At 63.9% G+C, this 24,384-nt stretch carries 24 protein-coding genes (1 of these 24 cut by a window edge); 13 read left to right on the top strand and 11 right to left on the bottom strand.

Annotated features, from left to right (window positions below; genetic code table 11):
• On the top strand, window positions 1-396 hold a 396-nt coding region (locus JHL16_RS17350), incomplete at its 5' end, for an autotransporter domain-containing protein (protein WP_200186119.1).
• A 193-nt stretch (window positions 397-589) separates the two neighbouring features.
• Here JHL16_RS17350 and JHL16_RS17345 read toward each other — a convergent pair.
• From JHL16_RS17345 to JHL16_RS17335, 3 genes are read right to left on the bottom strand one after another with little or no spacing between them, the layout of a single operon-like run.
• Complete coding sequence (locus tag JHL16_RS17345; RefSeq protein WP_200186118.1) at window positions 590-1,321, bottom strand: hypothetical protein; 732 nt, start codon at window positions 1,319-1,321, stop codon at window positions 590-592.
• Between the two features lie 17 nt (window positions 1,322-1,338).
• The gene (locus JHL16_RS17340) at window positions 1,339-2,181 is read right to left on the bottom strand and encodes an ABC transporter permease subunit (RefSeq protein WP_200186117.1); all 843 of its coding nucleotides are present in this window, start codon (window positions 2,179-2,181) and stop codon (window positions 1,339-1,341) included.
• A complete protein-coding gene (locus tag JHL16_RS17335) occupies window positions 2,178-3,014 on the bottom strand; it encodes a transporter substrate-binding domain-containing protein (RefSeq protein ID WP_200186116.1) in 837 nt (278 codons plus the stop codon). The genes JHL16_RS17340 and JHL16_RS17335 overlap by 4 nt, the downstream gene beginning before the upstream one ends.
• A 139-nt stretch (window positions 3,015-3,153) precedes the next feature.
• On the opposite strand from JHL16_RS17335, the gene JHL16_RS17330 reads away from it, so the two are divergent.
• The 11 genes from JHL16_RS17330 (at window position 3,154) to JHL16_RS17280 (ending at window position 16,416) form a co-directional block, all read left to right on the top strand.
• Window positions 3,154-4,269 carry a DUF3734 domain-containing protein gene (locus tag JHL16_RS17330; RefSeq protein ID WP_200186115.1) on the top strand — a complete coding sequence of 372 codons (1,116 nt, stop codon included), beginning with the start codon at window positions 3,154-3,156 and terminating at the stop codon, window positions 4,267-4,269.
• A 29-nt stretch (window positions 4,270-4,298) separates the two neighbouring features.
• Window positions 4,299-5,081: a 3-hydroxybutyrate dehydrogenase gene (locus JHL16_RS17325; protein WP_200186114.1), complete on the top strand. Its 783-nt coding sequence runs from the start codon at window positions 4,299-4,301 to the stop codon at window positions 5,079-5,081.
• 19 nt (window positions 5,082-5,100) lie between these two features.
• Window positions 5,101-5,490, top strand: coding sequence for a winged helix-turn-helix domain-containing protein (locus JHL16_RS17320; protein ID WP_200186113.1), 390 nt, complete (start codon window positions 5,101-5,103; stop codon window positions 5,488-5,490).
• A 460-nt stretch (window positions 5,491-5,950) separates the two neighbouring features.
• Complete coding sequence (locus JHL16_RS17315; RefSeq protein ID WP_200187172.1) at window positions 5,951-7,483, top strand: arylsulfatase; 1,533 nt, start codon at window positions 5,951-5,953, stop codon at window positions 7,481-7,483.
• Between the two features lie 94 nt (window positions 7,484-7,577).
• A complete protein-coding gene (locus JHL16_RS17310) occupies window positions 7,578-10,088 on the top strand; it encodes a fused MFS/spermidine synthase (RefSeq protein WP_200186112.1) in 2,511 nt (836 codons plus the stop codon).
• On the top strand, window positions 10,085-11,065 hold the full coding sequence (locus JHL16_RS17305) for an AAA family ATPase (RefSeq protein ID WP_200186111.1): 981 nt from the start codon (window positions 10,085-10,087) through the stop codon (window positions 11,063-11,065). The genes JHL16_RS17310 and JHL16_RS17305 overlap by 4 nt, the downstream gene beginning before the upstream one ends.
• A 10-nt stretch (window positions 11,066-11,075) precedes the next feature.
• Window positions 11,076-12,080, top strand: coding sequence for a DUF58 domain-containing protein (locus JHL16_RS17300; protein WP_200186110.1), 1,005 nt, complete (start codon window positions 11,076-11,078; stop codon window positions 12,078-12,080).
• A 2-nt stretch (window positions 12,081-12,082) separates the two neighbouring features.
• Window positions 12,083-12,583 (top strand): DUF4381 domain-containing protein, encoded by a 501-nt coding sequence (locus JHL16_RS17295; protein WP_200186109.1) that lies wholly within the window; start codon window positions 12,083-12,085, stop codon window positions 12,581-12,583.
• Entirely contained in the window at window positions 12,570-13,565 is a 996-nt protein-coding gene (locus tag JHL16_RS17290) for a vWA domain-containing protein (protein ID WP_200186108.1), read from the top strand. The genes JHL16_RS17295 and JHL16_RS17290 overlap by 14 nt, the downstream gene beginning before the upstream one ends.
• Window positions 13,562-15,127, top strand: coding sequence for a VWA domain-containing protein (locus JHL16_RS17285; RefSeq protein WP_200186107.1), 1,566 nt, complete (start codon window positions 13,562-13,564; stop codon window positions 15,125-15,127). Before JHL16_RS17290 ends, JHL16_RS17285 begins: the two co-directional genes overlap by 4 nt.
• Window positions 15,124-16,416 carry a BatD family protein gene (locus JHL16_RS17280; protein WP_200186106.1) on the top strand — a complete coding sequence of 431 codons (1,293 nt, stop codon included), beginning with the start codon at window positions 15,124-15,126 and terminating at the stop codon, window positions 16,414-16,416. Before JHL16_RS17285 ends, JHL16_RS17280 begins: the two co-directional genes overlap by 4 nt.
• On the opposite strand, the gene modC is transcribed toward JHL16_RS17280, so the two are convergent.
• From modC to JHL16_RS17255, 5 genes are all read right to left on the bottom strand, one after another.
• Window positions 16,406-17,497, bottom strand: a complete 1,092-nt coding sequence (gene modC, locus JHL16_RS17275; protein WP_200186105.1) for a molybdenum ABC transporter ATP-binding protein — start codon at window positions 17,495-17,497, stop codon at window positions 16,406-16,408. The genes JHL16_RS17280 and modC overlap by 11 nt on opposite strands.
• Window positions 17,494-18,192, bottom strand: coding sequence for a molybdate ABC transporter permease subunit (gene modB, locus JHL16_RS17270; protein ID WP_200186104.1), 699 nt, complete (start codon window positions 18,190-18,192; stop codon window positions 17,494-17,496). The genes modC and modB overlap by 4 nt, the downstream gene beginning before the upstream one ends.
• Before the next feature lie 9 nt (window positions 18,193-18,201).
• Window positions 18,202-18,966, bottom strand: a complete 765-nt coding sequence (gene modA, locus JHL16_RS17265) for a molybdate ABC transporter substrate-binding protein (protein WP_200186103.1) — start codon at window positions 18,964-18,966, stop codon at window positions 18,202-18,204.
• Window positions 18,967-19,132: 166 nt separating this feature from the next.
• Window positions 19,133-19,669, bottom strand: a complete 537-nt coding sequence (locus JHL16_RS17260; RefSeq protein ID WP_200186102.1) for a hypothetical protein — start codon at window positions 19,667-19,669, stop codon at window positions 19,133-19,135.
• A complete protein-coding gene (locus JHL16_RS17255; protein WP_200186101.1) occupies window positions 19,647-19,853 on the bottom strand; it encodes a TOBE domain-containing protein in 207 nt (68 codons plus the stop codon). The genes JHL16_RS17260 and JHL16_RS17255 overlap by 23 nt, the downstream gene beginning before the upstream one ends.
• 179 nt (window positions 19,854-20,032) lie before the next feature.
• On the opposite strand from JHL16_RS17255, the gene JHL16_RS17250 reads away from it, so the two are divergent.
• Window positions 20,033-20,359 carry a hypothetical protein gene (locus tag JHL16_RS17250; RefSeq protein ID WP_200186100.1) on the top strand — a complete coding sequence of 109 codons (327 nt, stop codon included), beginning with the start codon at window positions 20,033-20,035 and terminating at the stop codon, window positions 20,357-20,359.
• A gap of 94 nt (window positions 20,360-20,453) precedes the next feature.
• On the opposite strand, the gene JHL16_RS17245 is transcribed toward JHL16_RS17250, so the two are convergent.
• The 3 genes from JHL16_RS17245 to JHL16_RS17235 all read right to left on the bottom strand — a co-directional run.
• A complete protein-coding gene (locus JHL16_RS17245) occupies window positions 20,454-22,097 on the bottom strand; it encodes a M23 family metallopeptidase (RefSeq protein ID WP_210346033.1) in 1,644 nt (547 codons plus the stop codon).
• 516 nt (window positions 22,098-22,613) lie between these two features.
• Window positions 22,614-24,026, bottom strand: coding sequence for an MFS transporter (locus JHL16_RS17240; RefSeq protein WP_200186098.1), 1,413 nt, complete (start codon window positions 24,024-24,026; stop codon window positions 22,614-22,616).
• Window positions 24,027-24,180: 154 nt separating this feature from the next.
• Window positions 24,181-24,384: the 3' end of a helix-turn-helix transcriptional regulator gene (locus tag JHL16_RS17235; protein ID WP_246770960.1), read on the bottom strand. 348 nt of this gene lie beyond the right edge of the window; 204 of the gene's 552 nt are visible here — the last part of the coding sequence; its start codon lies off the right edge, out of view; the stop codon is at window positions 24,181-24,183.

Genomic DNA, 24,384 nt, shown 5'->3' with positions numbered 1-24,384 from the left:
GGCGACAGCCTGTTCGTCGAGCCGATGCTGTCGGCCGATGCGCTCTCGACCAAGATCGACGACTTCTCGATCGGCGGGGTGGATATCGATGCCGGCACGAATGAAAGCTTCCGCGGCGGTGCGGGCGTCCGGGCGGGCTATGGCGGCGACACGGTCCGCGCCTCGGCGACGGCACGGGTGTGGAATGTGTTCTCGACCGACAACGAGGTCGACATTCTGGCCGACGTGCCGCTGGGCATCTCGGATGACGGCATGGAAGGCGTCTATGGCGATGTCAGCGGCCAGGTCGACGTCAATCTGTCGACCAACACGACGCTCTATCTGAAGGGCGGCATCCTGTTCAGCGACGACGTGACCAAGCCGAACGCCTCGGGTGGCTTCGCCGTCTACTGGTGATCTGCCCCGACAGGGGAAAAGTGATAAGGAATTGGGGGTATCGTCGACGGCGGTACCCTCTTCCGTTTTTTGACTCCTCGATGCCCTCGCGCAGCCTTGACGGCTTCAGCTAGAGCATGATCCGGAAAAGTGCGAAGCGGTTTTCCGGAAAAATCATGCGCAAATAGGAAGATGAAGCGACTCTTCCTCGTCATCACGCTTTAGTCTGCGCCATCGCTTGCTCGGCGATGAGATAGGCGCGCGACAGGATGACGGCGAGGAGTGCCACCGAATAGGCCCGCACGAGATAGGCCATTGGCCAGAAAACGAGATCGAGGAAGCTGAAGCCGGCGGCGCCGTAGATCTCGCCGACGATGATGCCGCGTGTGATAATCGTCATCACGACGGCCGTGATGATCCCCTGGATAAGGCCCGGTCCGATGATCAGCCGTATCGCGGTATAGAGAAATGTCTTCGTGCCCCGCGCCAAAGCGCTGCCGAACCGCTTGTCGGTGCCGACGACGGTGGCGGGAAGCCAGGTGCCGAGCAGCGCGAAGACGACAAGCGCCGCCGCGCCGATGACGGGTAATGCCTTGAGGAGCGTCAGCCATAGACTGTCGGGCTCATAGAAATAGATGATGGCCGCGAAAGTCGGCACCATCATCAAAGCGAGAAGGGCCAGGGAGCGCAAGACGAAGGGGCCGAGCAGCTTCGAGTTCGTCGTGGCCAGATCCACCTGGTTGAGAAGAATGGTTCCGTGGATGGAGATGGCCAGCATGCCCCAGATGAACAGATCGGCGACCGAGCGCGAGCTGCTGCTGGCGCCGCCGAAATAATCGGTCACCAGGTCGAACACCAAGGCCAGCCCGACCACGATCAGCACGGTTTTCAGGTTGATGCGGTAGGCATCCCAGGCCGCCTGCCATATTCCATTCGCGAATTGCATGTCCGCCCCCGTTGCGTTCAGTGCCGTTCTCTAAAACCCTTGCCGTAATGGGCCTCGAGGCGGGCCTGGATGATCTCGAAGCAGATCGACAGGATCCAGTAGATCACCGCGGCGGTGACCAGCATCTCGATATAACGATAGGCGGCGCGGCCGAAGGACTGGGCCAGGAACATGATTTCCCACACGCCCATCACCGAGATGAGGGACGAATCCTTGAGCATGGAAATGAATTGCGAGCCGGTCGGCGGGATCACCACCCGCATCGCCTGCGGCAGCACGATGCGCCACATGACGACCCATGGATGCAGGCCCAGCGAGGCCCCGGCCTCGCGCTGGCCCTTCGGCACCGACATGATGCCGGAGCGGAAAATCTCACTCAGGTAAGCGCCGTAATTGAGCGACAATGCGATGATGCCCGACGGCACCGCGGCCGGCACCGGTCCCAATTGCGGCAGCCCCAGATAGATGAGGAAGATCTGCACGAGCAGCGGCGTGCCGCGGAAGAACGAGGTGTAGAAGGTCGATATGCCGTAGAAGACGGCGCTCTTCGACAGCCGCCCCAAAGCCGAGACGAACCCTAAGATGATCGAGGCGATGATGGCGAAGAAACAGACGAAGAGGGTGAGGGCGGCACCCTGGATGAAGCCGTCGCGCGTCAGCGTCAGGCCGGTGAGGAAAGGCAGCTTCTCGACGATGAAGCCGAATTTGAGATCGAAGCTCAGGAAGAAGAAGACGAAGAGCGCCAGGAGCGAGGCCCAGACGGCGAACACACGCAACCGGAAATTCGCGTCCGCGGTCTTGGGGAAAGTCGAAGCCGGGACGGTCCCGGCTCCGGTTTCAGGTGACGACGTGTCGCTCACTGCTTGGTCGTGATGTCGCGTCCGACCCACTTCTCGGAGATCTGCTTCAGCGTGCCGTCATCCGACATCGCTTTGAAGACCTCCTTGATCTTGGCCTGCCATTCGGGGTCGCCCTTGTCGACCGAGATCCAGATCGGCTCGCCGAAGACCGGATCGCCGACGATCTTGAACTTGTCGGGCGCCGCCTTCACGCGCTCGATGGCGGTGAGATAGTTGCTGACGATGGCGTCGAGCCGCTTGCCTGTACCGAGAGCCAGGTCCTGGAAGGCGGTGTCCTCGGAATCATACGGCACCGGATTCAGCTCGTTGAACGGATAGGTCACCGCTTCCGCGCCCGGAATATCGATGACCAGGCTCTTCATGATGTATTTCTCGTAGGTGGTGCCCGACTGGGCGCCGACCTTCTTGCCGTTGAGATCGGCGGCGCCCTTGATGTCGTTGTTGTCGGTGTTCACCACCACGACGGCGGGCGCCGAATAATATTGCAGCACGAAGTCGAGCACCTCGGCGCGCTCCTTGGTCGGCGTCATCGAGCAGACGCAGATGTCCCAGCGGCCCTTCCAGTTGCCGGCGGTGATGATCTCCCAGGACGGCGTCTCGGTCTTCATGTCGACGCCGATCCGCTTGGCGAATTCCTTGGCGACGTCGATATCGAAGCCGATCACCTCGCCTTTCTCATCGATATAGGAAAAAGGCGGATAGGCGCGGTCGGTCGTCTCGACCATGACCTTGTTCTTCATGACTCGGTCGAGTGTCTCGCCGGCAATAGAGGCCTGGCTCAAGGCCATGGTCGCGCCCAAAGCCAAGGCCGCGATCGCGAAAGTCTTCTTCATAATGGTCCGTCTCCCTGTGATTCCGGTATTCCGCTTGCAATCAGATTGTCAGCAATTGCGGAGTTCCACCAGCCCTCCCTTACGGCGAATTCACGAGGGCTATGTTGCAATGCAGCATGAGACCAGGGTAAGCTCGGCCATGGCCAGCAAATCCTCAATCGAGCGGGACAATGTCATCCTCGTCCTGCAAGGCGGCGGCGCGCTCGGCGCCTATCAGGCGGGCGTCTTCGAGGCCTTGAGCGAAAACGGCTTCACCCCCGGCTGGATCGCCGGCATCTCGATCGGCGCCATCAATGGGGCGATTATTGCCGGCAACCGGCCGGAGGATCGGATCAAGAAGCTGCGCGGCTTCTGGGAGCGGGTCTCCTCCGGCGTGCTCGGCGTTCCCTTGATCGGCGACGGCCATCACCGCACGCTCTTCAACGAAGCGAGTGCGCTGTCGAGCCTGGCTTTCGGCGTGCAAGGCTTCTTCAGGCCGCGTTTTCCCTCACCGGTCTTCATGGCGGCCGACGGGCCGACATCGGTCAGCTATTATTCGACCGAACCCTTGGCCGCGACGCTGAACGAGCTCGTCGATTTCGACTATCTCAACCGCGCAGGCCCGCGCCTGAGCGTCGGCGCCGTCAATATCGCCACCGGCAATCTCACCTTCTTCGACAAGGACAAGGAGAAGCTCCAGCCGGAGCACATCATGGCGTCGGGCGCGTTGCCGCCCGGCCTGCCGGCGGTCAAGATCGGCAGCGATTATTATTGGGACGGCGGCCTCGTCTCCAACACGCCCTTGCAATATGTGCTGGACGAAACATCCGACCCGCAGAAATTCATCTTCCAGGTGGATCTGTTCAGCGCCCGGGGGCCGGTGCCCGGCAATCTCCTCGAAGCGGCAGAGCGCGAGAAGGAAATCCGCTATTCGAGCCGCACCCGCTTCAACACCGACATGGCGGCCAAGCGCATCGAATACCGCGCCGCCCTGGCGCGGCTCCTGCGCAAGCTGCCGGCGGCGCTCCAGGGCGATGCCGATGCCAGGCTTCTGACCGAAATCGGCGAGGAGCCGGCGGTCACCATCGTCCATCTCATCTATCGCGAGCGCACTTACGAGACGCAGGCGCGCGACTATGAATTTTCCCGCGTGTCGGTCGAGGAGCATTGGGAGCAGGGGCGCAAAGACGCGCTGACGACACTCAGCGACGACAAGCTCAAGAGCTGCATGCCGCCCAAGCCCGGCGTCACCGTGCTCGATCTCACCAAAAAATAGCCATCCCCCGAATCGTAAGGAGTCTTTCCATGAAGCTCGACAAGAAGATCGCCATCGTCACCGGCGCCGCCAGCGGCATCGGCCTCGCCATCGCCAAACGGTATGTCGCGGAAGGGGCGATCGTCGCCATTGCCGATCTGAAGGAAGACGCGGCCCAGGCGGCCGCCGCCGACCTCACCAAGCAGGGGCCGGGCAAGGCCATCGGCATCGCCATGGATGTAACGAGCGAGGAGCAGGTCAATGAAGGCGTCGCCAAAGTGGTTGCGCAATTCGGCGGCGTCGACATTCTGGTCAGCAATGCCGGCATCCAGATCGTGCACCGGATCGAGGATTTCCCCTTCGCCGAATGGAAGAAGCTGATCTCGATCCATCTCGACGGCGCCTTCCTCACCGCCAAGGCCTGCCTGCCGCATATGTATAAGAAGAAGTCCGGCAGCATCATCTTCATGGGCTCGGTCCATTCCAAGGAGGCCTCGCCGCTCAAATCCGCCTATGTGGCGGCCAAACACGGCATATTGGGCCTGGCCCGCACGCTCGCCAAGGAAGGCGGGCCATACGGTGTGCGCAGCAATGTCATCTGCCCGGGCTTCGTGCGCACCCCCTTGGTCGAGAAGCAGATCCCCGAGCAGGCGCGCGATCTCGGCATCTCGGAAGACGAGGTGGTCAAGAAGGTGATGCTCGGAAACACGGTCGACCAGCTGTTCACCACCGTCGAGGACGTCGCCGAAGTTGCGCTGACGCTCGCTTCTTTCGAGACCAGCGCGCTCACCGGCCAGTCGATCGTGGTGAGCCATGGCTGGAATATGAACTGAGTTGGTCTAATATGGGGGCATGACCTACCCCAAAGCCTCGCTCCGTATCGAATTCGGCCCCGAACAGCGTATCGGCCCCGGCAAGGTGCGCCTGCTCGAGCTCGTCGCCGAGACAGGCTCGATCTCGGCGGCGGCGCGCGGCATGGACATGTCTTACCGGCGCGCCTGGCTGCTCCTCGATGAGATGAACCATATGTTCAAGGAGCCGGTCATCGCCGCGGTGACGGGCGGCTCGCATGGCGGTGGCGCCAAGCTCACCGAGCTCGGCGAGAACCTCATCGCCGCCTATCGCGCGGTGGAGGCCGATTCCGTCCAGATCCTCGCCAAACGGCTCGGCCGCGTGCTCGGCCAAGTGACGCGCGGCGGCGCCGACAAGGCCGAAAGCCGGGCCAAAGCCCGGGCAAAGTAGCAAATCTAAAACAAATTGATCCGGCAATGGTTGGACCAAAGGGCAATTGCGCGCTATTTCCGGCCCTGCAATCGTGTTTGCCTTCATATATCTTTTGCGAGGGCAGGTCTCCCATCCTTCCCCCGACCGCGCCCTTGTCCGGGCCCCGTCCTTCATCCCATCCGGGTTGATCCCTCCCGGCTTGAAAGCGGGGCCCGGTCTTCTTCTTATCCGAATGACGGCAAGCCTGTAGGTCCTAGGTCCAACTAGAATGTTTCGCCGCGCCTGGGAATGATCAGATAAATGCCGCTCGCCGGGACGCCGGGCGGTGCCAGCATGTTTGCAACCAGGAGGCCAGATCATGCAGAAGCAAGCACGTGAAAGCTGTGCCGTGACAGAAGACATCTCCCCCCCGAAAGATAAAACTCTTCTCAATCGCCTGGCCGGCGGAGTGTTCGCCGGCGCGGTTTTCGTCTCCTCCATGCTGGCCTCATCGGCGCTGGTGCCGGTCACGGAAGCCCAGGCGCAGGATGCGGCCAAGCCCAATATCCTCGTCATCTTCGGCGATGATATCGGCCAGACGAATATCAGCGCCTATTCCATGGGCGTGGTCGGCTACCGGACGCCCAATATCGACCGGATCGCCCAGGAAGGCATGCTGTTCACCGACTATTATGGCGAGAACAGCTGCACGGCCGGGCGCTCGACCTTCATCACCGGGCAAGTGTGCCTGCGCACCGGCCTGTGCAAGGTCGGCATTCCGGGCGCCACCGTCGGTCTCCAGGCGCGCGATGTCACCATCGCCGAAGCATTGAAGAACCTGGGCTATGCGACCGGACAGTTCGGCAAGAACCATCTCGGCGACCGCGATGAATTCCTGCCGACCAACCATGGGTTCGACGAGTTCTTCGGCAATCTCTATCACCTCAATGCCGAAGAGGAGCCGGAGCGGCCCTATTACCCGAAGGATGACACGACCTTCGTCAAAGGCAATTCGCCACGCGGCGTGCTGCACAGCTTCGCCGACGGGAAGATCGAGGACACCGGACCGCTCAACCGCAAGCGCATGGAAACCGTCGATGACGAGACGACGGCGGCGGCCATTACCTTCATGGAAAAGCAGGCCAAAGCGGGCAAGCCTTTCTTCACCTGGATGAACACCACGCGCATGCATCTGTTCACCCATGTGCGTGAATCCATGCAGGGCCAGAGCGGCATGCCGGGCAACGAATACGCCGACGGCATGGTCGAGCACGACGGCGATGTCGGCAAACTGCTTAAGGCGCTCGACGATCTCAAGATCGCCGACAACACCATCGTGGTTTACTCCACCGACAATGGTCCCAACCAGTTTTCATGGCCGGATGCGGCGACGACACCGTTCCGCAGCGAGAAGGACACGAACTGGGAAGGCGCCTTCCGGGTGCCGGCGCTGATCCGCTGGCCGGGCAAGATCAAGGCGGGGACGGTCTCGAACGAGATGATCTCGGGTCTCGACTGGTTCCCGACTCTGGTCGCGGCCGGGGGCGATCCGGACATCAAGGATAAGCTGCTGAAAGGCACCAAACTCGGCAGCAAGGACGCCAAGGTGCATCTCGACGGCTTCAACCAGCTGCCCTATCTCACCGGCCAGCAGCCGAAGTCGGCACGCAATGAATTCTTCTACTTCAACGACGATGGCGCGATGGTCGCCTATCGCTACAACAACTGGAAGATCGTCTTCGAGGAGCAGCGGGCCCCGGGCGGTTTCGCGGTCTGGGCGAATCCCTTCACCTCGTTGCGGGCGCCGAAAATCTTCAATCTGCGCATGGATCCCTTTGAGCGCGCCGATGTCGTTTCCGATCAGTATTACGATTGGACGGCGAAGAACGCCTATCTGATCCAGTATGGCGTCTATCGCGTGGCGCCCTTCCTCGCGACGTTCAAGGATTTCCCGCCGAGCCAGCGGCCGGCGAGCTTCAGCATCGACCAACTGGTGGATGAGATGATGAAGTCGATCGACCAGAAGCAATAGTGAAGTTTGCGCGAAGACCTTCGGGGATGCATCGAGGTGAAATCGATGCGTCCCCGGCTTGACGACAGGACTAGCCGGCATGAAAGCTGCGATCATGAGCGGGAAGGCTGATCGCGCAGGCGAACTGCGGATCACGCATACTGCTGTGCTGTGGCCGTCTCTCCTGCTCTTTGGCTCAGGGCTGGCGGCGCTCACTTTCCAGATCCTCTGGATCAAGCAGCTGTCGCTCGTCGTCGGCATCGACATCTTCGCCGTCACAGTGGGGGTGAGCGCCTTCTTCACCGGGTTGGCGCTCGGCGGGCTGGCGCTGGGACGCGTGATCGACCGGAGCGTGAGGCCCTATCTCCTTTATGCCGGGCTCGAGACCGGCGTCGCGGTGCTGGGAGTCGCGGCGACCTTTCTGCTCGCGGCCGCACCACCCTGGTTCGCCGCGCTCGAGATGCGCAGCAGCGTCCTCGCCTGGGCGATGGTCTTCGCGCTCGTCGGCGTTCCTGCTTTTCTGATGGGCGGCACATTGCCGGTGCTGGTGCGCGCCTTGACCTCTTCGGCGGCCGGCATCGGCCGAAAGGGCGGGAGCCTCTACGCCGCCAACACCTTCGGCGCCATAACCGGCGCCTTGCTCGCCTCGTTCCTGTTCATTCCGAGCCTCGGCATCAAGGGCACGGCCTTTGCCGCCGCCGCGATCGGATTGCTGGCGGCCTTGGGCGCCATGCTCGCCGATCGCAGCGTTCCGGCCGCCAAGCTTCTGCCGGTCGGAACGCCGGCCCGCCTCTCACGCGATGCGAAAGTCGCCATCGCGCTCTATGCCTTGGCGGGCGGCGTGGCGCTCGGCTATGAGGTCGTCTGGTCGCAGGCGATCGTGCAGTTCATGAGCACCCGCGCTTTCGCCTTTTCGGTGGTGCTGGCGACCTATCTTTCCGGTCTCGCTCTGGGCGCTGCCCTCTTTGCGCGCTGGGCCGATCGCGTGCGTGATCCCTGGAGCGCCTTCGGTCTCCTCATCGCACTCGCCGGGCTCACCGCGCTGCTTCAGATGGCCTTGCTCGGCGACTGGCTGATCCAGCTCCAGACGCTCGCCGAGCGCGCCGCCTGGGCTCTCACCGGCAATGATCTCGCCCGCATGTGCGCGCGTTTCGCCGTCGCGGCCCTCACCGTCATCTTCGTGCCGACGCTATTCCTCGGCGCCGCCTTTCCCGCCGCTTTGCGCCTCATCGTCAGCGATGGCCATGTCGGCCAAGGGGTCGGCAAAGTGGCGGCGCTCAACACGCTGGGCGGCATTGCCGGCACCGTGCTGACCGGTTTCGTGCTGGTGCCGCAGCTCGGCCTGATGCGCACGCTGGCGCTGCTCGCGCTCACCGCCGCCGCGATCGGCCTGATCGCGGTTCTGTGGCGGCGGCAAGGTCGTACGGCATTGGCGGTGACGATCGCCGCCTTGGGCGCCATCTGCCTGCTGGCAGTGCTCATCCCAGCCAATAAGCTCGCGACCTTGCTGCCGGCGACCGGCAAAGGCGAAATCGTCTTCTACGAGGAGGGCCGCGGCGCCACGGTGGCGGTGGTCGAGCAGAAGGGCGGCAAGGGCACTTTCCGCCGCCTCTACATTCAGGGCGTCTCCAATACCGGTGATTCTCTGCCGTCGCTGCGCTACATGCGCCTGCAGGCGCTGCTGCCGCTCATCATCCGGCAAAACCAGCCGAAATCGGTGCTGGTGATCGGCCTCGGCACCGGCATCACCGCCGGCGCCACGCTCGACTATGCCGGGCTCGAACGGCGGGTGGTCGCCGAGCTTTTGCCGGGCGTCGCGCGGGCATCGGCGTTCTTCGCCGGTAATTACGGCGCGGTTCGCGATGCGCGGCTCGATATCCGTTTGCGCGACGGGCGGCGCGAGCTCCTGCAAAGCACTGACGCCTATGACCTCATCACGCTGGAGCCGCCGCCACCCTCGGCGGCGGGCGTCGCCAATCTCTATTCGACAGATTTCTACCGGCTCGCGGCATCGCGGCTCGAACCCAGCGGCATGGTCGCGCAATGGCTGCCGCTGCCGACCCAGAATGGCGACGACACGCGCGCTTTGGTGAAGAGCTTCATCGAGGTCTTTCCCCATGCCAGCCTGTGGACGACAGAATTGCACGAGATGCTGCTGATCGGTTCCTTCGAGCCGATGCCGCTCGATCTCGAAATGATTTCGCGACGTCTCGCCGAACCGGCCATTCGCGACGCGCTTGCGGAAGTCGGCATCACCTCGCCTGCCGCACTTCTGTCGACCTGGATCGCCGACCGCGACCGCCTCGTGACTTTTGCCGGCTCTGCCTTGCCGGTCACCGACGATCGGCCGCGCATCGAATATGCGCCCTGGGTCAGGCCCGATGCCTTCGTGCCGGTTCTCATCGAGCTCTTCGCCTTGCGCCATGATCCGCCGGTCACGGGGGCCGATGCGGCATTCGCGGCGGAATTCCGCCGCGAGCGCGATCTCCTCGACGCCTTCTACCAGGCCGGCGTCTATGCCTATGAGGGCGATCGCGAAGGCTGGCGGATCCAGATGGGCAAAGTCGCCGCGGCCCACACCGGCAATCCCTATTACGAATGGTTCGGCAGCGGAGGGGAGCAATGACGGCACGCGACGACATCGTGGCGCTCGGCCAGAAGATCGGCCAGTCGATCATCGGCCAGGAGGCGATGGTCGAGCGCCTGCTGCTCGGGCTCCTGAGCGACGGGCATCTGCTGGTCGAGGGCCTGCCGGGACTCGCCAAGACGCGCGCCATCAAGAGCCTCGCCAAGAATCTCGACGCCAAGCTGTCGCGCGTCCAGTTCACGCCGGACCTGCTGCCGGCCGACATCACCGGCTCCGAGATCTATTACAGCGAAGGCGGCAAGGGCGAATTCAAGTTCCAGCCGGGTCCGGTCTTCGCCAATCTGGTGCTGGCGGACGAGATCAACCGGGCGCCCGCCAAGGTGCAGTCGGCGCTGCTCGAGGCGATGGAGGAGCGCCAGGTGACGGTGGGCGGCGAAACGCACGGCCTGCCGGATCTGTTCCTGGTGATGGCGACCCAGAATCCGATCGAGCAGGAAGGCACCTATCCCTTGCCCGAGGCGCAGCTCGACCGCTTCCTCCTGCATGTGCAGGTCGATTATCCGGCGCGGGAGGCGGAGGCGCAGATCATGCGGCTGGTGCGCAGAGAGGAAAGCGAGAAGGAGGCGGGGGCTGAGAAGAAAGCGCCACCGCCCAAGCTCGATCCCAAGGTGGTGATCGAGGCGCGCCAGGAAATCGGCAAGATCACCATTGCCGAGCCGGTCGAGAATTATATCGTCGCGCTCGTTTATGCGACGCGCGAGCCAGCGAAGCTCAACAAGGACCTCGGCCAATGGATCGAGGTGGGGGTGAGCCCGCGCGGCTCGATCGGCCTCGACAAGGTGGCGCGCTCGAAAGCCTGGCTCGACGGGCGTGACTATGTGAGCCCTGATGATGTGAAGGCGGTGGTGCATGACGTGTTCCGCCACCGCCTCATCCTCTCTTATGAGGCGCATGCGGCGGGGGTGAGCGCCAATCAGGTGGTCGATCGCGTCGTCGAGCTCGTGGCGGTCAGTTAGAGGGGCCCTTATGGCTCTTTCGCTTTCGGCATTGGGACGGTCCAAAGGCATCGCGCGGCCGCACGGTACCGCCGCGGGACCCGACAAGGGCGTCCATGTCGCGACGGAGGATCTGGTGGCGCTCGAAGCCCAGGCGCGCGATTTCGGCTTTCTCGCCAAACGTCCGGTCGATCGCCTCCTCGCCGGCCGGCATTCCTCGCACAGGCGCGGGCGCGGCCTCGCTTTCGAGGAGTTGCGCAATTATCTGCCGGGCGATGATATCCGCAGCATCGACTGGCGGGTGACGGCGCGCAGCGGCAAACCCTTCGTGCGCATCTATGACGAGGAGCGCGACCGGCCGGCGCTCATCGTCGTCGACCAGCGCATGAACATGTTTTTCGGCAGCCGGCTCAAGATGAAGTCGGTGAGTGCGGCGGAAACGGCGGCGTTGTGCGCCTGGCGGGTGATGGCGCTGGGCGATCGGGTCGGCGGTTTCATCTTCAATGACAGCGACATCGACGAGCGCGTGCCGCAGCACAGCCGCGCCGCTGTCATCGGTTTTGCCGGCGCCCTGGCGAAGCAGAATGGCGAGCTCGCCGCCGATCTCGAGGTCGAGCGTGGCACGGGGCAGCTCGATCTCGTCCTCGAAAAAGTGGCGGCGGTGGCGCATCACGACCATCTGGTCATCGTCATCAGCGACTTCGAAGGCCACGGCCCGCGCACCCGCGATCTGCTTCTGCGCCTCACCGTCAGCAACGATGTCATCGCGATGCTGGTCTATGATCCCTTCATGCTGGACTTGCCGGAGAAGGGCGAGATCGTCGTCTCGGGCGGCAACCTGCAGGTCGAGCTCGCCATGGGGCATGGCAAGGTGCGGAGCGGTATCACCGACTTCGCCAAGCGTCATGGCGATGCGCTGCTCGCCTGGCAGCAGGAGCTCGGTCTGCCGATGCTGCTCGTCTCGGCGGCGGAAGAGACAGCGCCGCAGCTGCGCCGTACCCTCGGCCAGCTGGCCTGGCGGCAGAGACGGCGCTGACCATGGAACCGGCAGCCCCTCCAGGTCCCGATCCCCTCACCACGCTGGCGCTGGAGAAGCTCGACGACATCGTGCAGCCGCAACCGGTGTCGTGGCTGCCTGAGACCTGGGGTTGGCTGGCGCTCGCGCTTCTGCTTGTGGCGCTCGTCGTGTGGGCGCTGTGGCGACGGCACAAGCGTTATGTCGCCAATCGTTATCGCCGCGAGGCGCTGGCCGAGATCGATCGGCTGACGGCGACACTCGGCGTCGGCGCCGCCGCGACCGGTATCGCCGAAGTGCTGAAGCGGGTGGCGCTCAAAGCGTGGCCACGCGAAACGACCGCCTCGCTCTCGGGTGCGGCGTGGCTCGTCTTCCTGAAACGCCAGAATTTCACGAGTGATTCCGCCACGCGGATTCTCGACGATCTCGAATATCACGCCGGCCCTGGTCTCGCCGAAAGCGACGCGCGGGATTTTGCCGATGATGCGCGGCGCTGGATCGAGAGGCTGCATGTATCAGCTTGACCAGCCATGGCTTCTCTTAGTGCTGCCCTTGCCGGTGCTGGTGTGGTGGCTGGTGCCGGCCTATCGCAAGACGGTCGCGGCCTTGCGTATTCCCTTCTTTGATGAAGTCGCCGAAGCGGCCGGCGTCACCCCGACCGAAGGCTCGATCGTGCCGCGACGCAACTGGGCGCAATGGCTGATCGCCCCCCTCTGCTGGCTCCTCATCGTGCTGGCCCTGGCGCGGCCGCAATATGTCGAGCCGCCCGTCACCAAGACCGAGCCGCAGCGCGATCTCCTGTTGGCGCTCGATCTCTCGCAATCGATGGACACGCGCGACTTCCGCGATCCCACCGGCCAGATGGAGACGCGGGTCCAGGCGGTGAAGCAGGTGGTCGGCGATTTCGTCAAGAAGCGCCAGGGCGACCGCATCGGCCTCATCGCGTTCGGTGACGCGCCTTATCCGCTGGTGCCCTTCACGCTCGATCATCCGACCGTCGAGATGCTGATCGCCGATGCGCTGCCCGGCATGGCGGGGCCGCGCACGGCGCTGGGCGATTCCATCGGGCTCGCCATCAAGATGTTCGCCGACAGCAAGGCGCCCGAGAAAGTGCTCATCGTCCTGACCGACGGCAATGACACGGCGAGCCGCATGCCGCCCGACCGCGCCGCCGACATAGCCAAGCGCAACGGCATCGTGGTGCATACGGTGGGCATCGGTGATCCCAATGGCGAAGGCGAGGACCGGCTCGATACGTTGGTATTGCAGAAGGTCGCCCAGGCCACTGGCGGGCGCTTTTTCCTGGGGCAGGACCAGACACAGCTCGCCCAGATCTATGCGCGGCTCGATCAGATCACGCCCGCCAATCAGCAGACTCTGTCCTGGCGGCCGGTGATCGAGCTCTTCCACTATCCCTTGGGCGCCGCTCTGCTCCTGGCGCTCGTCTATCACGCGCTGGCCTGGCTCGCCGCGAGCCTCAGGTCACGGACGCAGGCCGCGTCATGATCGGCGATTTCCATTTCCTGCGGCCCTGGTGGCTGCTCGCGATCCTCGCCGCCGCACTCCTGGTTTTTCTCATCACCCGCCGGGGTGATGCACGCACGCGCTGGAAGGACCTCATCGCGCCGCATCTGCTCGACCGTCTGCTTATCGACCAGCAAAGCCGCCGGCGCTGGCAGCCGGTGCATTTCGTCGCGCTCGTCATCGCGCTGGGCGGGCTCGCCGCGGCGGGACCCGCCTGGCAGCGCCAGCAGCCGCCTTTCGTCGAGGACAAGGCGCCGCTCGCTTTCGTCATCGATCTCTCTGCAACCATGGATGCGATCGACATCACGCCCTCGCGCCTCGAACGGGTGAAGCTCAAGGTGCAGGACATCCTGAAGCAGAGGCCGGGCGCGCGCACCGCCGTCTTCGTCTATGCCGGCAGCGCCCATATGGTGCTGCCGCTCACTGACGATGCGTCTCTGGTCAACACTTATGTGGGCGCACTCCAGACCCGCATCATGCCGGTCGCCGGCAAGAACACGGCAAAGGCGCTGACGGCGGCCGAGCAGGGGCTGGCGCGCGAGGATGTGCCGGGCACCATTCTGTTTTTCACCGACGGGATCGAACCCGCTGCCGGCGCTGCGTTCAAGCGTCCCGCCGGCAACAATGAAATCCTGGTGCTCGGCGTCGGCACCGAGGAAGGCGGTCCGGTGAAGACCGGCGAGGGCCAATATCTGAGCGACGGCACTGGGCGCGTGCTGGCGAAGCTCGATGTCGCGCAATTGCGCGATTTCGGCCGCGACACCGGCATAGCGGTCGCTACAATCACACCCGATGACAGCGATGTGCGCTGGGTCACCCAGCGCATCCGCACTCATCTTCAGGCGCGGCTCGCCGAAGGCCAGATGCGCTGGCGTGATGCCGGCTGGTGGCTCACCCTTCCGCTGACCTTGCTCAGCGCGTTCTGGTTCAGGCGCGGCTGGTCGGTGCAATGGTTCTTCGCGGCGGCGCTTTTGGGCGGGCTGCTGCTGCCGGGCAAGGCTGAGGCGGCAGACAGAAGCTTCATCGATCTGTGGCTGACGCCCGACCAGCAGGGCCGGCTCGCTTTCGATAAGGGCGATTATGCGCGTGCCGCCTTGCATTTCGAGGATCCGATGTGGCGGGGCGTGGCGCTCTATCGGGCCGAGCAATATGGCGCCGCCCTCGATGCCTTCGCGCAGCTGCGGACCCCTGAAAGCTTCTACAATCAGGGGAATGTTCTCGCGCATCTCGACCGGCTCGACGATGCCGCGGCGAGCTATAACGAGGCGCTGAAGGCGCGTCCCGACTGGCCCGAGGCGAAGGCCAATCTGGCGCTCATCGAGAAGCTCATCAAGGAGCGCAAGGAGGACGAAGAGGAGGCGGCGCAGGGGCCCAATCTCAAGCCGGACCAGATTCAGTTCGATGAGAAGAGCGGCAAGGGCAAGTCCACCGAGGTCGATCTCGCCCAAGAGACCGCCGATATGTGGATGCGTACTATCGAGATCACACCCACCGATCTCCTGGCGCGCAAATTCGCTATCGAGGCCGAAGGGGTAAAGCCATGATGTGGCGCTGTCTGGCATTGTTGCTGTTTCTCATGATGGTGACCGGGCTCCAGGCCGCCGAGCCTCTGCTGCGGGTCGAGCTCCTCACCAAGCCACCGATCGTTCCCGGCCAGCAGGTGCAGATCCAGGTCGACGTGCTGGCGCCCAACTTCTTTTTGTCGCCGCCGAAATTCCCGCTCTTCGATCTGCCCAATGCGATCGTCACGCTGCCCGACGAGCGGGCGGTCAATCTGACCGAGACGATCAAGGGCGAGAGTTATGCCGGCATCCGGCGGAGTTATGTCGTGACGCCGCAGACGGCCGGCGACTTTACCTTGCCGCCCGCCGTGATCCCTTTCACCTTCGCGGCGGTGCCGGGCCAGGCAGGCATGGAGGGGTCGGTGACGTTGCCGCCGCAGACATTCACCGTTGCCGGCGCGCCGGCAAGCGGGGGAGCGGCCGCGCAACAGATTGGCGTCACCCAGGATCTCGACCGCGATCCGAAAACCTTGAAGGCCGGCGATACGCTGGTGCGCACCATCACCGTGACCGCGCAAGGCATGCAGGCGATGATGATCCCGGTGCCGGATTTTTCCGCACCCGACGGTGTGCGGCTTTATCCGCATGATCCGGTGCTTACCGACAAGCTCGATCAGGCGCAGGGAACGATCGGCGGCACGCGTGTCGACCGCGTGACCTATGGTTTCGAGACGGCCGGCAGCTACCGTCTGCCCGCCATCGAGATCGCCTGGTACGATCCGAAGACACAGAAGAACGACATGGCGCGAGCGCCGGAGATCGCCGTGACGGTCGCGCAAGCCCCGGGCTTCACGCCCGCGATCAAGCCGCCCGAGATCGCTGAGCCGGCGCCGAGGCATCCGGTCAATCTGCGGCTGCTGGCCTGGGTGGCCGCCGGTGTTGTCGCGCTCGCTTGCCTCGCCTGGCTCGTGCCGCGTCTGTGGCGCTCGATCGGAGCATGGCGGAAAACGCGCCGGCTCCGATACGAGCAATCGGAGGAGTATTCCTTCAGGCAATTCTCGGCCGCCTGTCGGGGTGGCGATGGCGGTATCGTCTATGCCGCGCTCCAGTCCTGGGCGGGACGGGCGAAAGTTGCGCCCTTGCGCGATTGGCTCGGTAACAGCGAAGCGCTTGTGGACTATGAGCGACTTGAAGCTTCGCTCTTCGCAAGCGCGCCGGTTTCCTGTGACACCGGCAAGCTCTTTGCCGGCATCAACGAAGCGCGGCGGATCTGGCGCGACCGGCAGGCCGTGGTGATGACTTCCGCCGCCTTGCCGCCGCTTAATCCTTGATGGCCATCAAACGGTCGTCGATCGAGACCGATTTGACCAGGCAATGGACCTGGTCGCCTTCGCCCAACCCCAGTTCGTCCACCGCCTTGCGCGTCACCGCGGCAGCGAGGATCTCGCCACCCTCCAGCTCCACCTCCACCATCACCACCGCGCCCAACGGCTCGGAAATGGCGGAAACCTTGCCGCGCAAGGCTGTCCGGATGCTCAATTCGCGCGGCTTCGACAAAGCGATGGTCACGTCGGTGGCGCGGATAACCACGCGGATCGGCCCGTCCTGGGGAAGAAGACGCCCGGCCAGGGTGATCGCGCCGGCCGGATGGCTCACTTGGGTGAGCTGATAGTCGGGATCATAAGAAGGTTTCGTCGTGGTGAGGATCGAGGCGCGGGCGAAACGGTCATCGCCGGGCCCGGCCTTCGGGCTCAAGACCTGCTGCGGCGGGCCGTCGCTCTTCACCTGGCCCTGCGCCATCAGAATCACCCGGTCGGCGAGGCGCGCCACTTCCTCGATCGCATGCGAGACATAGAGGATCGGCAGCTTGAGCTCGTCGCGCAGCCTCTGGATATAGGGGATGATCTCGCGCTTGCGGTCGATGTCGAGGGCCGCCAGCGGCTCGTCCATCAAGAGGACATGCGGTGAGGCGAGCAAAGCGCGGCCGATGGCGACGCGCTGGCGCTCGCCGCCCGACAGCGTCGTCGGGCGCCGGTCGAGCAGGGCGCCGATGCCGAGCAGCTCGGTCACCTGGTCGAGGGTGATGCCATTCGGCTCCGCTTTCGTGAACCAGCGGCCATAGGTCAGATTCTGCCGGACGCTCAGATGCGGAAACAGCAGCGCATCCTGGAACACGTAACCGATGCGGCGGCGATGGGCGGGAAGGAAGATGCCCGCCGCCATGTCGGTGAAGACCGTGCCATTGACGACGATGCGGCCGCGATCGGGCTTGAGGAGGCCGGCGACGAGATGCAGCACCGTCGATTTGCCGGCGCCCGATTCCCCGAACAGAGCGGTGACGCCCTCGCCGGCAGTGAATTTCACCGCCAGCGTGAAATTGGCCCGCGCCAGCCCGACATCGATCTCGATCATGAGAAGCTCGCCACCTGGCGGTTGAGGCGGCGGGCCAGGATTTCCGAGGCGATGAGGGCGAACAGCGAGATGACGATCGACACGGCGGTGAGGCGCAGCGCATTGGCATCGCCCCCCGGCACTTGCGTGAATGTGTAGATCGCCGCCGGAATGGTCTGGGTCTCGCCCGGTATGTTGGAGACGAAGGTGATCGTCGCGCCGAACTCGCCGAGCGCCTTGGCGAAGCTCAATATGCTCCCCGCCAGGATGCCGGGCAGCGCCAAGGGCAAGGTGACGGTGGCGAAGACGAAGAGGGGACGCGCGCCCAGCGTGCCGGCCGCCTGCTCGAGCCGGCGGTCCTGGCTTTCGAGCGTCAGGCGGATGGCGCGCACCATCAAAGGCAGGCCCATCACGGCGGCGGCGAGGGCGGCACCGGTCCAGCGGAAGGAAAAGACGAGGCCGCAGCACTCATCGAGAAAGGCGCCGATCGGGCCCTTGCGGCCGAAAGACAGGAGCAGGAGATAGCCGGTGACCACGGGGGGCATCACCAGCGGCAGATGGATGAGGCCGTCCAGCAAGGTGCGGCCGGGAAAACGGAAGCGCGCCAGGATATAGGCCAGTGCCAGGCCCACCGGCAAAGAGGCGAGCGTCGCGACGCTCGCCACTTTGAGGCTCAGAAGGATGGCGGTCCAATCCTCTTCAGACAGGCCCGTCATCAAGCAAACTCACTTGAGGATGGTGAAGCCCTGCGCAGTGAAGATTTCCTGCGCCTTGGGGGAAGAGAGATAGGTGACAAAGGCTTCGGCATCCGCGTTCTTGGAGGAAACGATCACCGCCACAGGATAGACGATGGGGGGATGCGAGTCCTCCGGAAAGACGCCCGCCACCGCGACCTCCTTCTCGGCCTTGGCGTCGGTCGCATAGACGATGCCGAGCTTGGCTTCGCCGCGGGCGACGAGGGCAAGCGCGGCGCGGACATTCTCGCTCATCGCCAGGCTCTTTTCGACGGAAGCCCACAGGCCCAGCTTCTCGAGCGCCGCCTTGGCGTATTTGCCGGCCGGCACCGCCTTCACATCGCCCACTGCGAGCTTGCCGCGGGCGAGCGCGCCCGCGAGATCGGCGCCTTCCTTGATCTCGAGCTTCAGACCTGAGTCTTTGGCCGCGACCAGAACCAGCTGGTTGCCGAGCAGAGTCTTGCGGGTGTCCGATTTGATCAGCTTCTTCTCTGCCACATAATCCATCCAGTCGAGATCGGCCGAAATGAAGACATCGGCGGGCGCACCCTGCTCGATCTGCTTGGCCAGCGCCGAGGAGGCGGCGTAGGTGTTTTTGGTTTCCTTGCCGGCTTCCGCCTTCCACACTTCGGAGACGGCATCGAGCGCGTTTTTCAGGCTGGCGGCGGCGAAGACATTCACCGGGTCGGCCGAGGCATGGGCCGCGAAGCCTAAAAGGATCGCGGCGCTGAGCAGAATTCTTCGTATGGCGTGCATGGTTCCCTCGTTGCTTGACGTCATTATATCCGATTGAATATAACGAAGAGGGGCAAGCTGCAAGACATCCTCCTCCCCGAATGTCCGGGCCTGTCTTCGCCAAAGCCAGCCCGATCCGGGGCCTCGGTGCGTGATCCTCGCGGATTGCGCGCCGTTTTTTATAGGCCTAGTCGATCTTGCGGATCGCGACCTTGATGGCCGGCGCCGAGGCGCTCGACAACTGCAAGGTAAGGGGCGCATCAGCGAACTCGAACTGCACGCTTTTGCGTAAGCCTGGGCAGCCATGGACGCCGGAGAATTCGCCCGATGGGCGATAGGCGCCGCCCTGCACCACGTCGATCCAGGCCTCGTCCGACAAAGTCACCAGATAGCGGCCGGGTTTCACCACCTTGTCGAAAGCGAGCAGGGCGCCCGCGGTCTTGTCGGGCTTGGGCTTGCCTTCCGGTGGTAGCGCAAAGGCGATCTCGGCCATGGGTTTGGTCGCGACCGTCAAGGCGCCGTCGGCGAGCTCACCGACCGCCGCTCCCGAAGCATAGGCCTTGAGGTCGGTCGCGGCGTCGAACCAGGATTTCTCGGTGGCGAGCGGCCATTTGAATTTGCCGCAAGCGGTGACGTCTTCGGCCGCCGCCGGGCTCGCCAGAACAACGAGTAGGACAGCAGCGCCGATAAGCCGGCGCGGGTCAGTCCACCGCGACCATGACATCGGAGGCCTTGATGACGGCATAAGCGGTCATTCCCTTCTTCAACCCGAGTTCCGTAACGGCTTCGTTGGTGATCGACGACGTCACGATGTTGCCGCCGACATCGAGGCGGACATGCGATGTCACCGCGCCCTTGTTGATTTCGATGACAACTCCTTTGAGGACATTGCGTGCGCTCAATTTCATGTGCACAGTCTCCTTCGTCAGCCCGTTGTTGCGTTGTATCTAAAATAGCATAACGCTTGCCGAGCATAACTGGCAATGTTTGGCTTGTCGGTCCTTGACCGAATCGTGCGTTGGAACCCAGATGAACAAACAGCGTTGGGCTCGTACAGCAAGCCTCGCTGATCAGAAGGAAACGTCAAATGGCTAGACGTGTCGTCAAGAAGAAAGCCGCGAAGAAAGCCAAGAAGGCCGCCAAGCGGCCGGCGAAGAAAGCGGCAAAGAAGCGCGTAGTCCGGAAGGCGAGCAAAGCCGCCAAGGCGCCGAGACCGGCCAAGAAAGCAGCGAAGAAGAAGGCCGCCAAGAAGGCCGTCGCCAAGAAGAAGGCGGGTCCGGTCAGAAAGGCCGTCAAGAAAGCGATGAGCAGGATCAAACGCGCTGTCGCGGCCCCGGTTGCGGCGGTGGCGGCGATCGTGGCGCCGGCCAGCTCCGAGCCCACGCCGGAAGGCGGCGGATCGGGTTCGAACTGATCTTCGCCCAAATCTGAATAGCAATACGGCCGGACATCAAGTCCGGCCGTATTGCTTTTAGAACCTATGAGAGATGAGCCGGAGGCCCGCTTGTCTACTGTTGAACCTGCGCGACGCGGGTGCCTGTGGGCGCCACTTTCATCATGGCGATGATGCGGGTCTTGAGCGACTGGAAGGACTTCATGTCCTTGCCGGCCAGCTGGCGGCCGCCCGAGGCTTTGACGCGGGTCGGATTGACCGGGCGGTCCTTTATGCGGACTTCGTAATGGAGATGCGGACCGGTCGAGCGGCCGGTGGAGCCGACATAACCGATCACCTGGCCCTGGCGGACGTTGCCGCCCGGGCGGATGCCGTCGGCAAGGCGGCTCATATGAGCATAAAGCGTCTCGTATTTGCCGCTGTGCTGCAGCTTGACGGCGATGCCATAGGAGCCGAAGCGGCCGGCGACTTCGATCTTGCCGGTGCCGGCGGCGCGGATCGGCGTGCCATAGGGGGCGCCGAAGTCGATGCCAGTATGCATCTTGTTATAGCCGAGCAGCGGATGGCGGCGCATGCCGAAGCCGGAGGTCAGCTTGAAGCCGGAGACCGGCGTCTTGAGCAGCGACTTGGTGGCCGAGCGGCCCTGCTCGTCATAATAGTCGGTCTGCCCATCGGCGTCGGTGAAGCGGTAATAGGTCTTGGTCTTGCCGCCCAGGGTGAGCTGGGCATAGTGCAGAACCTTGCGCTTCTTGGACGAGCCGGTGAGCGGGTTGCCGTAGAACACCTCGAACGAGTCGGAGGCCTTCACCTGGCGCTGGAAGTCGACGTCATAAGCGAAGACGCGCGTCAGCTCGGCGGTGATGTAATCTGGAACCTTGTAGTCCTTGGCGGTGGCATAAAGACTAGAGCCGACCCGCGCCTTGGTGCGGAAGTGATCGTAATTGGCATAACGCGACGCCGTGCCTTCCTTCTCGCCGTCGATGCGGGCGACGAAGTGGCCGTCCTCGTCGGCTTCGACCAGGATGTTCTCGGTCGGGCCGGGCCGGAAGGCGAGCCGCACCGGGAAAATCACATAGCGGCCATAGAAGTCCTGCTGCTGCTCGAGGGTGAGCTCGAATTCGGTGCCGTCCTTGAACTGCTTGGTCGGGAAGACCGGCTCGATCGAGGCGACGAGGGCCTGGGCCGCCTCGCGCGTGACGCCCCGGCTGACGATCTCGTCGATCAGCGTGCTGCCGGCGGCGAGAGTGATCGTTTCGTCGGTCGGCTCGGGCGGCGGCGTCTTGGAAATGGTGGTGATGTTCTCGGCATTGACCGAGGCGACGGCGAGTTCGGCGTCGAGCACCACGGTGCGTCCGCCGCCGCCATAAGGCAGATCGCCGGCGCTGATGCCGGGATAAACCGCTTCGCCGGTCACGCCGCGCTGCGGAATGACGAATTCGCCCGAGACTTCCGGCGTCTCTTCTTCATCTTCGAAGCTGGACTCGCCGAAGGGCCGGAGCGCCACCGATTCAAGGAACCCGCCGCTCGCCGTATTGCTGCGCAGCGTGTCGCGGGTGCTGATCGAGGCCATGGCGTCGTTGGAGTAACCGCTCGACCCGACGAAGCCCAGAATGGCGGCGCCGATGACGAGAGTTCCGGCAATGCCGGCGATGCAGGTGGTGAGAAGCCAATGCGAGGGACGGGTGGGCTCGGCGGCAAAGGGATCATCGAAGTCGGCGTCGAATTGCTCGACATGCACGGGCTGGCTGGCGCCGTTCACCGCGACGGGTAGATTCCCGGTATGCTTATTCCCTCGCGCGATCAATCCCGCTTCCCCTAATCGTGCCGTTCGCTATTGCCGGCCAGTTGACCTTCTGCACCGACCCGCTTCGGTGCGTGAATTGTTTCTACGACCTAGAGCCCTCTGCTTTGATCGACCCGATCAAAGCAGGAAAGGGCTCGAAAGCATCTAGTTCTGGAGCGCTTTACTTTTCGCCAAAGTCGAACAACTTTGGCGGAAAGCGCTCTGTCGCGCCTTGGCTGCTCTCAGGCCTCACCCCGGTGAGCAACGGGCGGAATTTGCCTTTCGGACCTGCCCGAGTCAACCGTCATTAACGCTGCCTTGCGTCAAAGACACCAATTACGCCATGGGCTTAGGCACTATTCCGGTTAAGGATTGTGACAACATACGGTTTCCGAAGTCTTAACCCGAATATGGATCCAAGCCCCCGATGATGGCGAAACTGGTGACAAAAAATGGCAGGAAAAGGGCGGTGCGTAACTTTGAATAAAGTTATCAGCGTCTTGCGGTTTTCCAGCCCGCCAGACAGCCGACCGCGGCGAGCGGCAGAAAGGCAATAAAGAGCCAGGAAGCTGCCCCTGCGGCGGTCTCGGCGGTGAGCCCGTGCGCGAAGCCGCCGGCATTGGCGATGATGCCGGCGATGGCGGCGCCCACCGCATAACCCATGCGCTGCATGGTCGGCACCGCCGAGGAGGCGATGGTCTTTTCGTTAGCGCGCGAGGCATCGACGATCATGCGGGTGACGAAGGGCCAGGCCATGCCGAAGCCGCCGCCCTGCAGGATGGCGCATAAGAGAATCAGCGGGAGCGAGCCCGCCGGCACCGCATAAGCGAAGCCGACGACGCCAATGGTGATCATGAAGGCGCCGATGGTCACGATGTGGCGCTCGCGGTGGGGCGGGGTGTTGGCGACGAGAATCGACAGCACCGACCAGGAAATCGATTCGGACGCGATGATGTAACCCGAAGTCAGCAGCGGCACGTCATGCAGGCGGGTAAGAATCAGGGGCGCGTAAAGGCCGAAGGAGCAGGTCGCCACCGAGAAAGCCGCGATCATCGTCATGCCGGTGCCGACGGGGCTCTGCCAGTCGAAGGGGCGCGACGGGAAGAGGCGCGAATTGGGCCGCCTGGCGTCGAGCACGAAGACGAGGCCGATGCCGGCGAGGCCGACGATCAGCAGAAGCGATGAGCGCAGCGGCGAGATGGCGAGTCCGGCCGAGGCGATGAGAATCACGCTGACCGCCAGGCAGGCCAGCACCTCGAAGGGAAAAGCGGGCGGCTTGTCGCCGGCGGGCTTGACCGTCTCGCCGGCGGCACGCATGCGCAGCACCAGGAGCGAGGCCACCGCCATGGCGAGACCGCCTGCCGCCGACACGCCGAAAGCCCAGCGCCAGTTGATATATTCGGCGGCGAGCGCTCCCAGCATCGGGCCGGAAAAGGCCGCCACCCCCCAGATGACCGACATGACGGCGAAGAGCTGCGGCCAGATCTCGCGCGGGAACAGCCGCTCGACGGAAACGAAAGCGAGCGCCACCAGCCCGCCACCGCCGAAGCCCTCGAGCAGGCGGCCGACCAGGAACCACGGCATCGAGGGGGCGAGCGTACAGACGACGCAGCCCGCCATGAAGAGGAGGGCGGCGATCACCAGATTGGCGCGCAGCGAGACGAAGCTGACCAACCGTCCGGTGGCGGCGCCCGCCACGATCGAACCGATCTCATAGACGGCGAAGGACCAGCCGACGAATTCGACGCCTTCGATCTCGCGCAGCATCGCCGGCATGACCGTCATCACCATCGTCTCGTTGGTCGCGTGCAACATGATGCCGAGGCTGATGAAGCAGAAACGCGCCAGATCACCGCTTTTCCATAAGCCCAGCCAGTCGACGCGCTGGCTCGTTGTTTCCGTCATTTTTGTGCCTTTTCGGGAGAAGTGAAGCGGCTTGCGGGTGTGTGTCCGAGGACGGCGGCGCAGAGCTTGGCGCGGGTGGGAATGTCGGGGTCGCTGCAGATCCGCCACAAGGCCAGATTGCCGGGGGTCCGGAGGGCGGTCATCGTCTGGCCGGTCACGGATGGCCCGCCAGGGGCTGGATCACATAAGCGCAGCGCCTGGCGCCGGCGAGGATGTGCTCGGCGCGCAAGACCGCGACGCCGGGACCCAGGACGTTCTGGAATACCTCGAGCTCGGAGCGGCAGAAGCCCTGGCAGATCCGCGCCGCGGCGCAGATCGGGCAGTGATTCTCGGCAAGGAGGAAGCTGCCGTCGGGCTC

It is taken from the genome of Taklimakanibacter albus, assembly GCF_016595235.1.
Lineage (GTDB): Bacteria > Pseudomonadota > Alphaproteobacteria > Rhizobiales > Aestuariivirgaceae > Taklimakanibacter > Taklimakanibacter albus.
Note: the sequence above shows the minus strand (reverse complement) of the source record. Positions and strands in the feature narration are given on the sequence as shown.

Coding starts and splice junctions, on each gene's coding strand:
- JHL16_RS17345 (WP_200186118.1), bottom strand. CDS start 1,321: ATGCAATTCGCGAATGGAATATGGCAGGCGGCCTGGGATGCCTACCGC.
- JHL16_RS17335 (WP_200186116.1), bottom strand. CDS start 3,014: ATGAAGAAGACTTTCGCGATCGCGGCCTTGGCTTTGGGCGCGACCATG.
- JHL16_RS17330 (WP_200186115.1), top strand. CDS start 3,154: ATGGCCAGCAAATCCTCAATCGAGCGGGACAATGTCATCCTCGTCCTG.
- JHL16_RS17325 (WP_200186114.1), top strand. CDS start 4,299: ATGAAGCTCGACAAGAAGATCGCCATCGTCACCGGCGCCGCCAGCGGC.
- JHL16_RS17320 (WP_200186113.1), top strand. CDS start 5,101: ATGACCTACCCCAAAGCCTCGCTCCGTATCGAATTCGGCCCCGAACAG.
- JHL16_RS17315 (WP_200187172.1), top strand. CDS start 5,951: ATGCTGGCCTCATCGGCGCTGGTGCCGGTCACGGAAGCCCAGGCGCAG.
- JHL16_RS17310 (WP_200186112.1), top strand. CDS start 7,578: ATGAGCGGGAAGGCTGATCGCGCAGGCGAACTGCGGATCACGCATACT.
- JHL16_RS17305 (WP_200186111.1), top strand. CDS start 10,085: ATGACGGCACGCGACGACATCGTGGCGCTCGGCCAGAAGATCGGCCAG.
- JHL16_RS17300 (WP_200186110.1), top strand. CDS start 11,076: ATGGCTCTTTCGCTTTCGGCATTGGGACGGTCCAAAGGCATCGCGCGG.
- JHL16_RS17295 (WP_200186109.1), top strand. CDS start 12,083: ATGGAACCGGCAGCCCCTCCAGGTCCCGATCCCCTCACCACGCTGGCG.
- JHL16_RS17290 (WP_200186108.1), top strand. CDS start 12,570: ATGTATCAGCTTGACCAGCCATGGCTTCTCTTAGTGCTGCCCTTGCCG.
- JHL16_RS17285 (WP_200186107.1), top strand. CDS start 13,562: ATGATCGGCGATTTCCATTTCCTGCGGCCCTGGTGGCTGCTCGCGATC.
- JHL16_RS17280 (WP_200186106.1), top strand. CDS start 15,124: ATGATGTGGCGCTGTCTGGCATTGTTGCTGTTTCTCATGATGGTGACC.
- modC (WP_200186105.1), bottom strand. CDS start 17,497: ATGATCGAGATCGATGTCGGGCTGGCGCGGGCCAATTTCACGCTGGCG.
- modB (WP_200186104.1), bottom strand. CDS start 18,192: ATGACGGGCCTGTCTGAAGAGGATTGGACCGCCATCCTTCTGAGCCTC.
- modA (WP_200186103.1), bottom strand. CDS start 18,966: ATGCACGCCATACGAAGAATTCTGCTCAGCGCCGCGATCCTTTTAGGC.
- JHL16_RS17260 (WP_200186102.1), bottom strand. CDS start 19,669: ATGTCATGGTCGCGGTGGACTGACCCGCGCCGGCTTATCGGCGCTGCT.
- JHL16_RS17255 (WP_200186101.1), bottom strand. CDS start 19,853: ATGAAATTGAGCGCACGCAATGTCCTCAAAGGAGTTGTCATCGAAATC.
- JHL16_RS17250 (WP_200186100.1), top strand. CDS start 20,033: ATGGCTAGACGTGTCGTCAAGAAGAAAGCCGCGAAGAAAGCCAAGAAG.
- JHL16_RS17240 (WP_200186098.1), bottom strand. CDS start 24,026: ATGACGGAAACAACGAGCCAGCGCGTCGACTGGCTGGGCTTATGGAAA.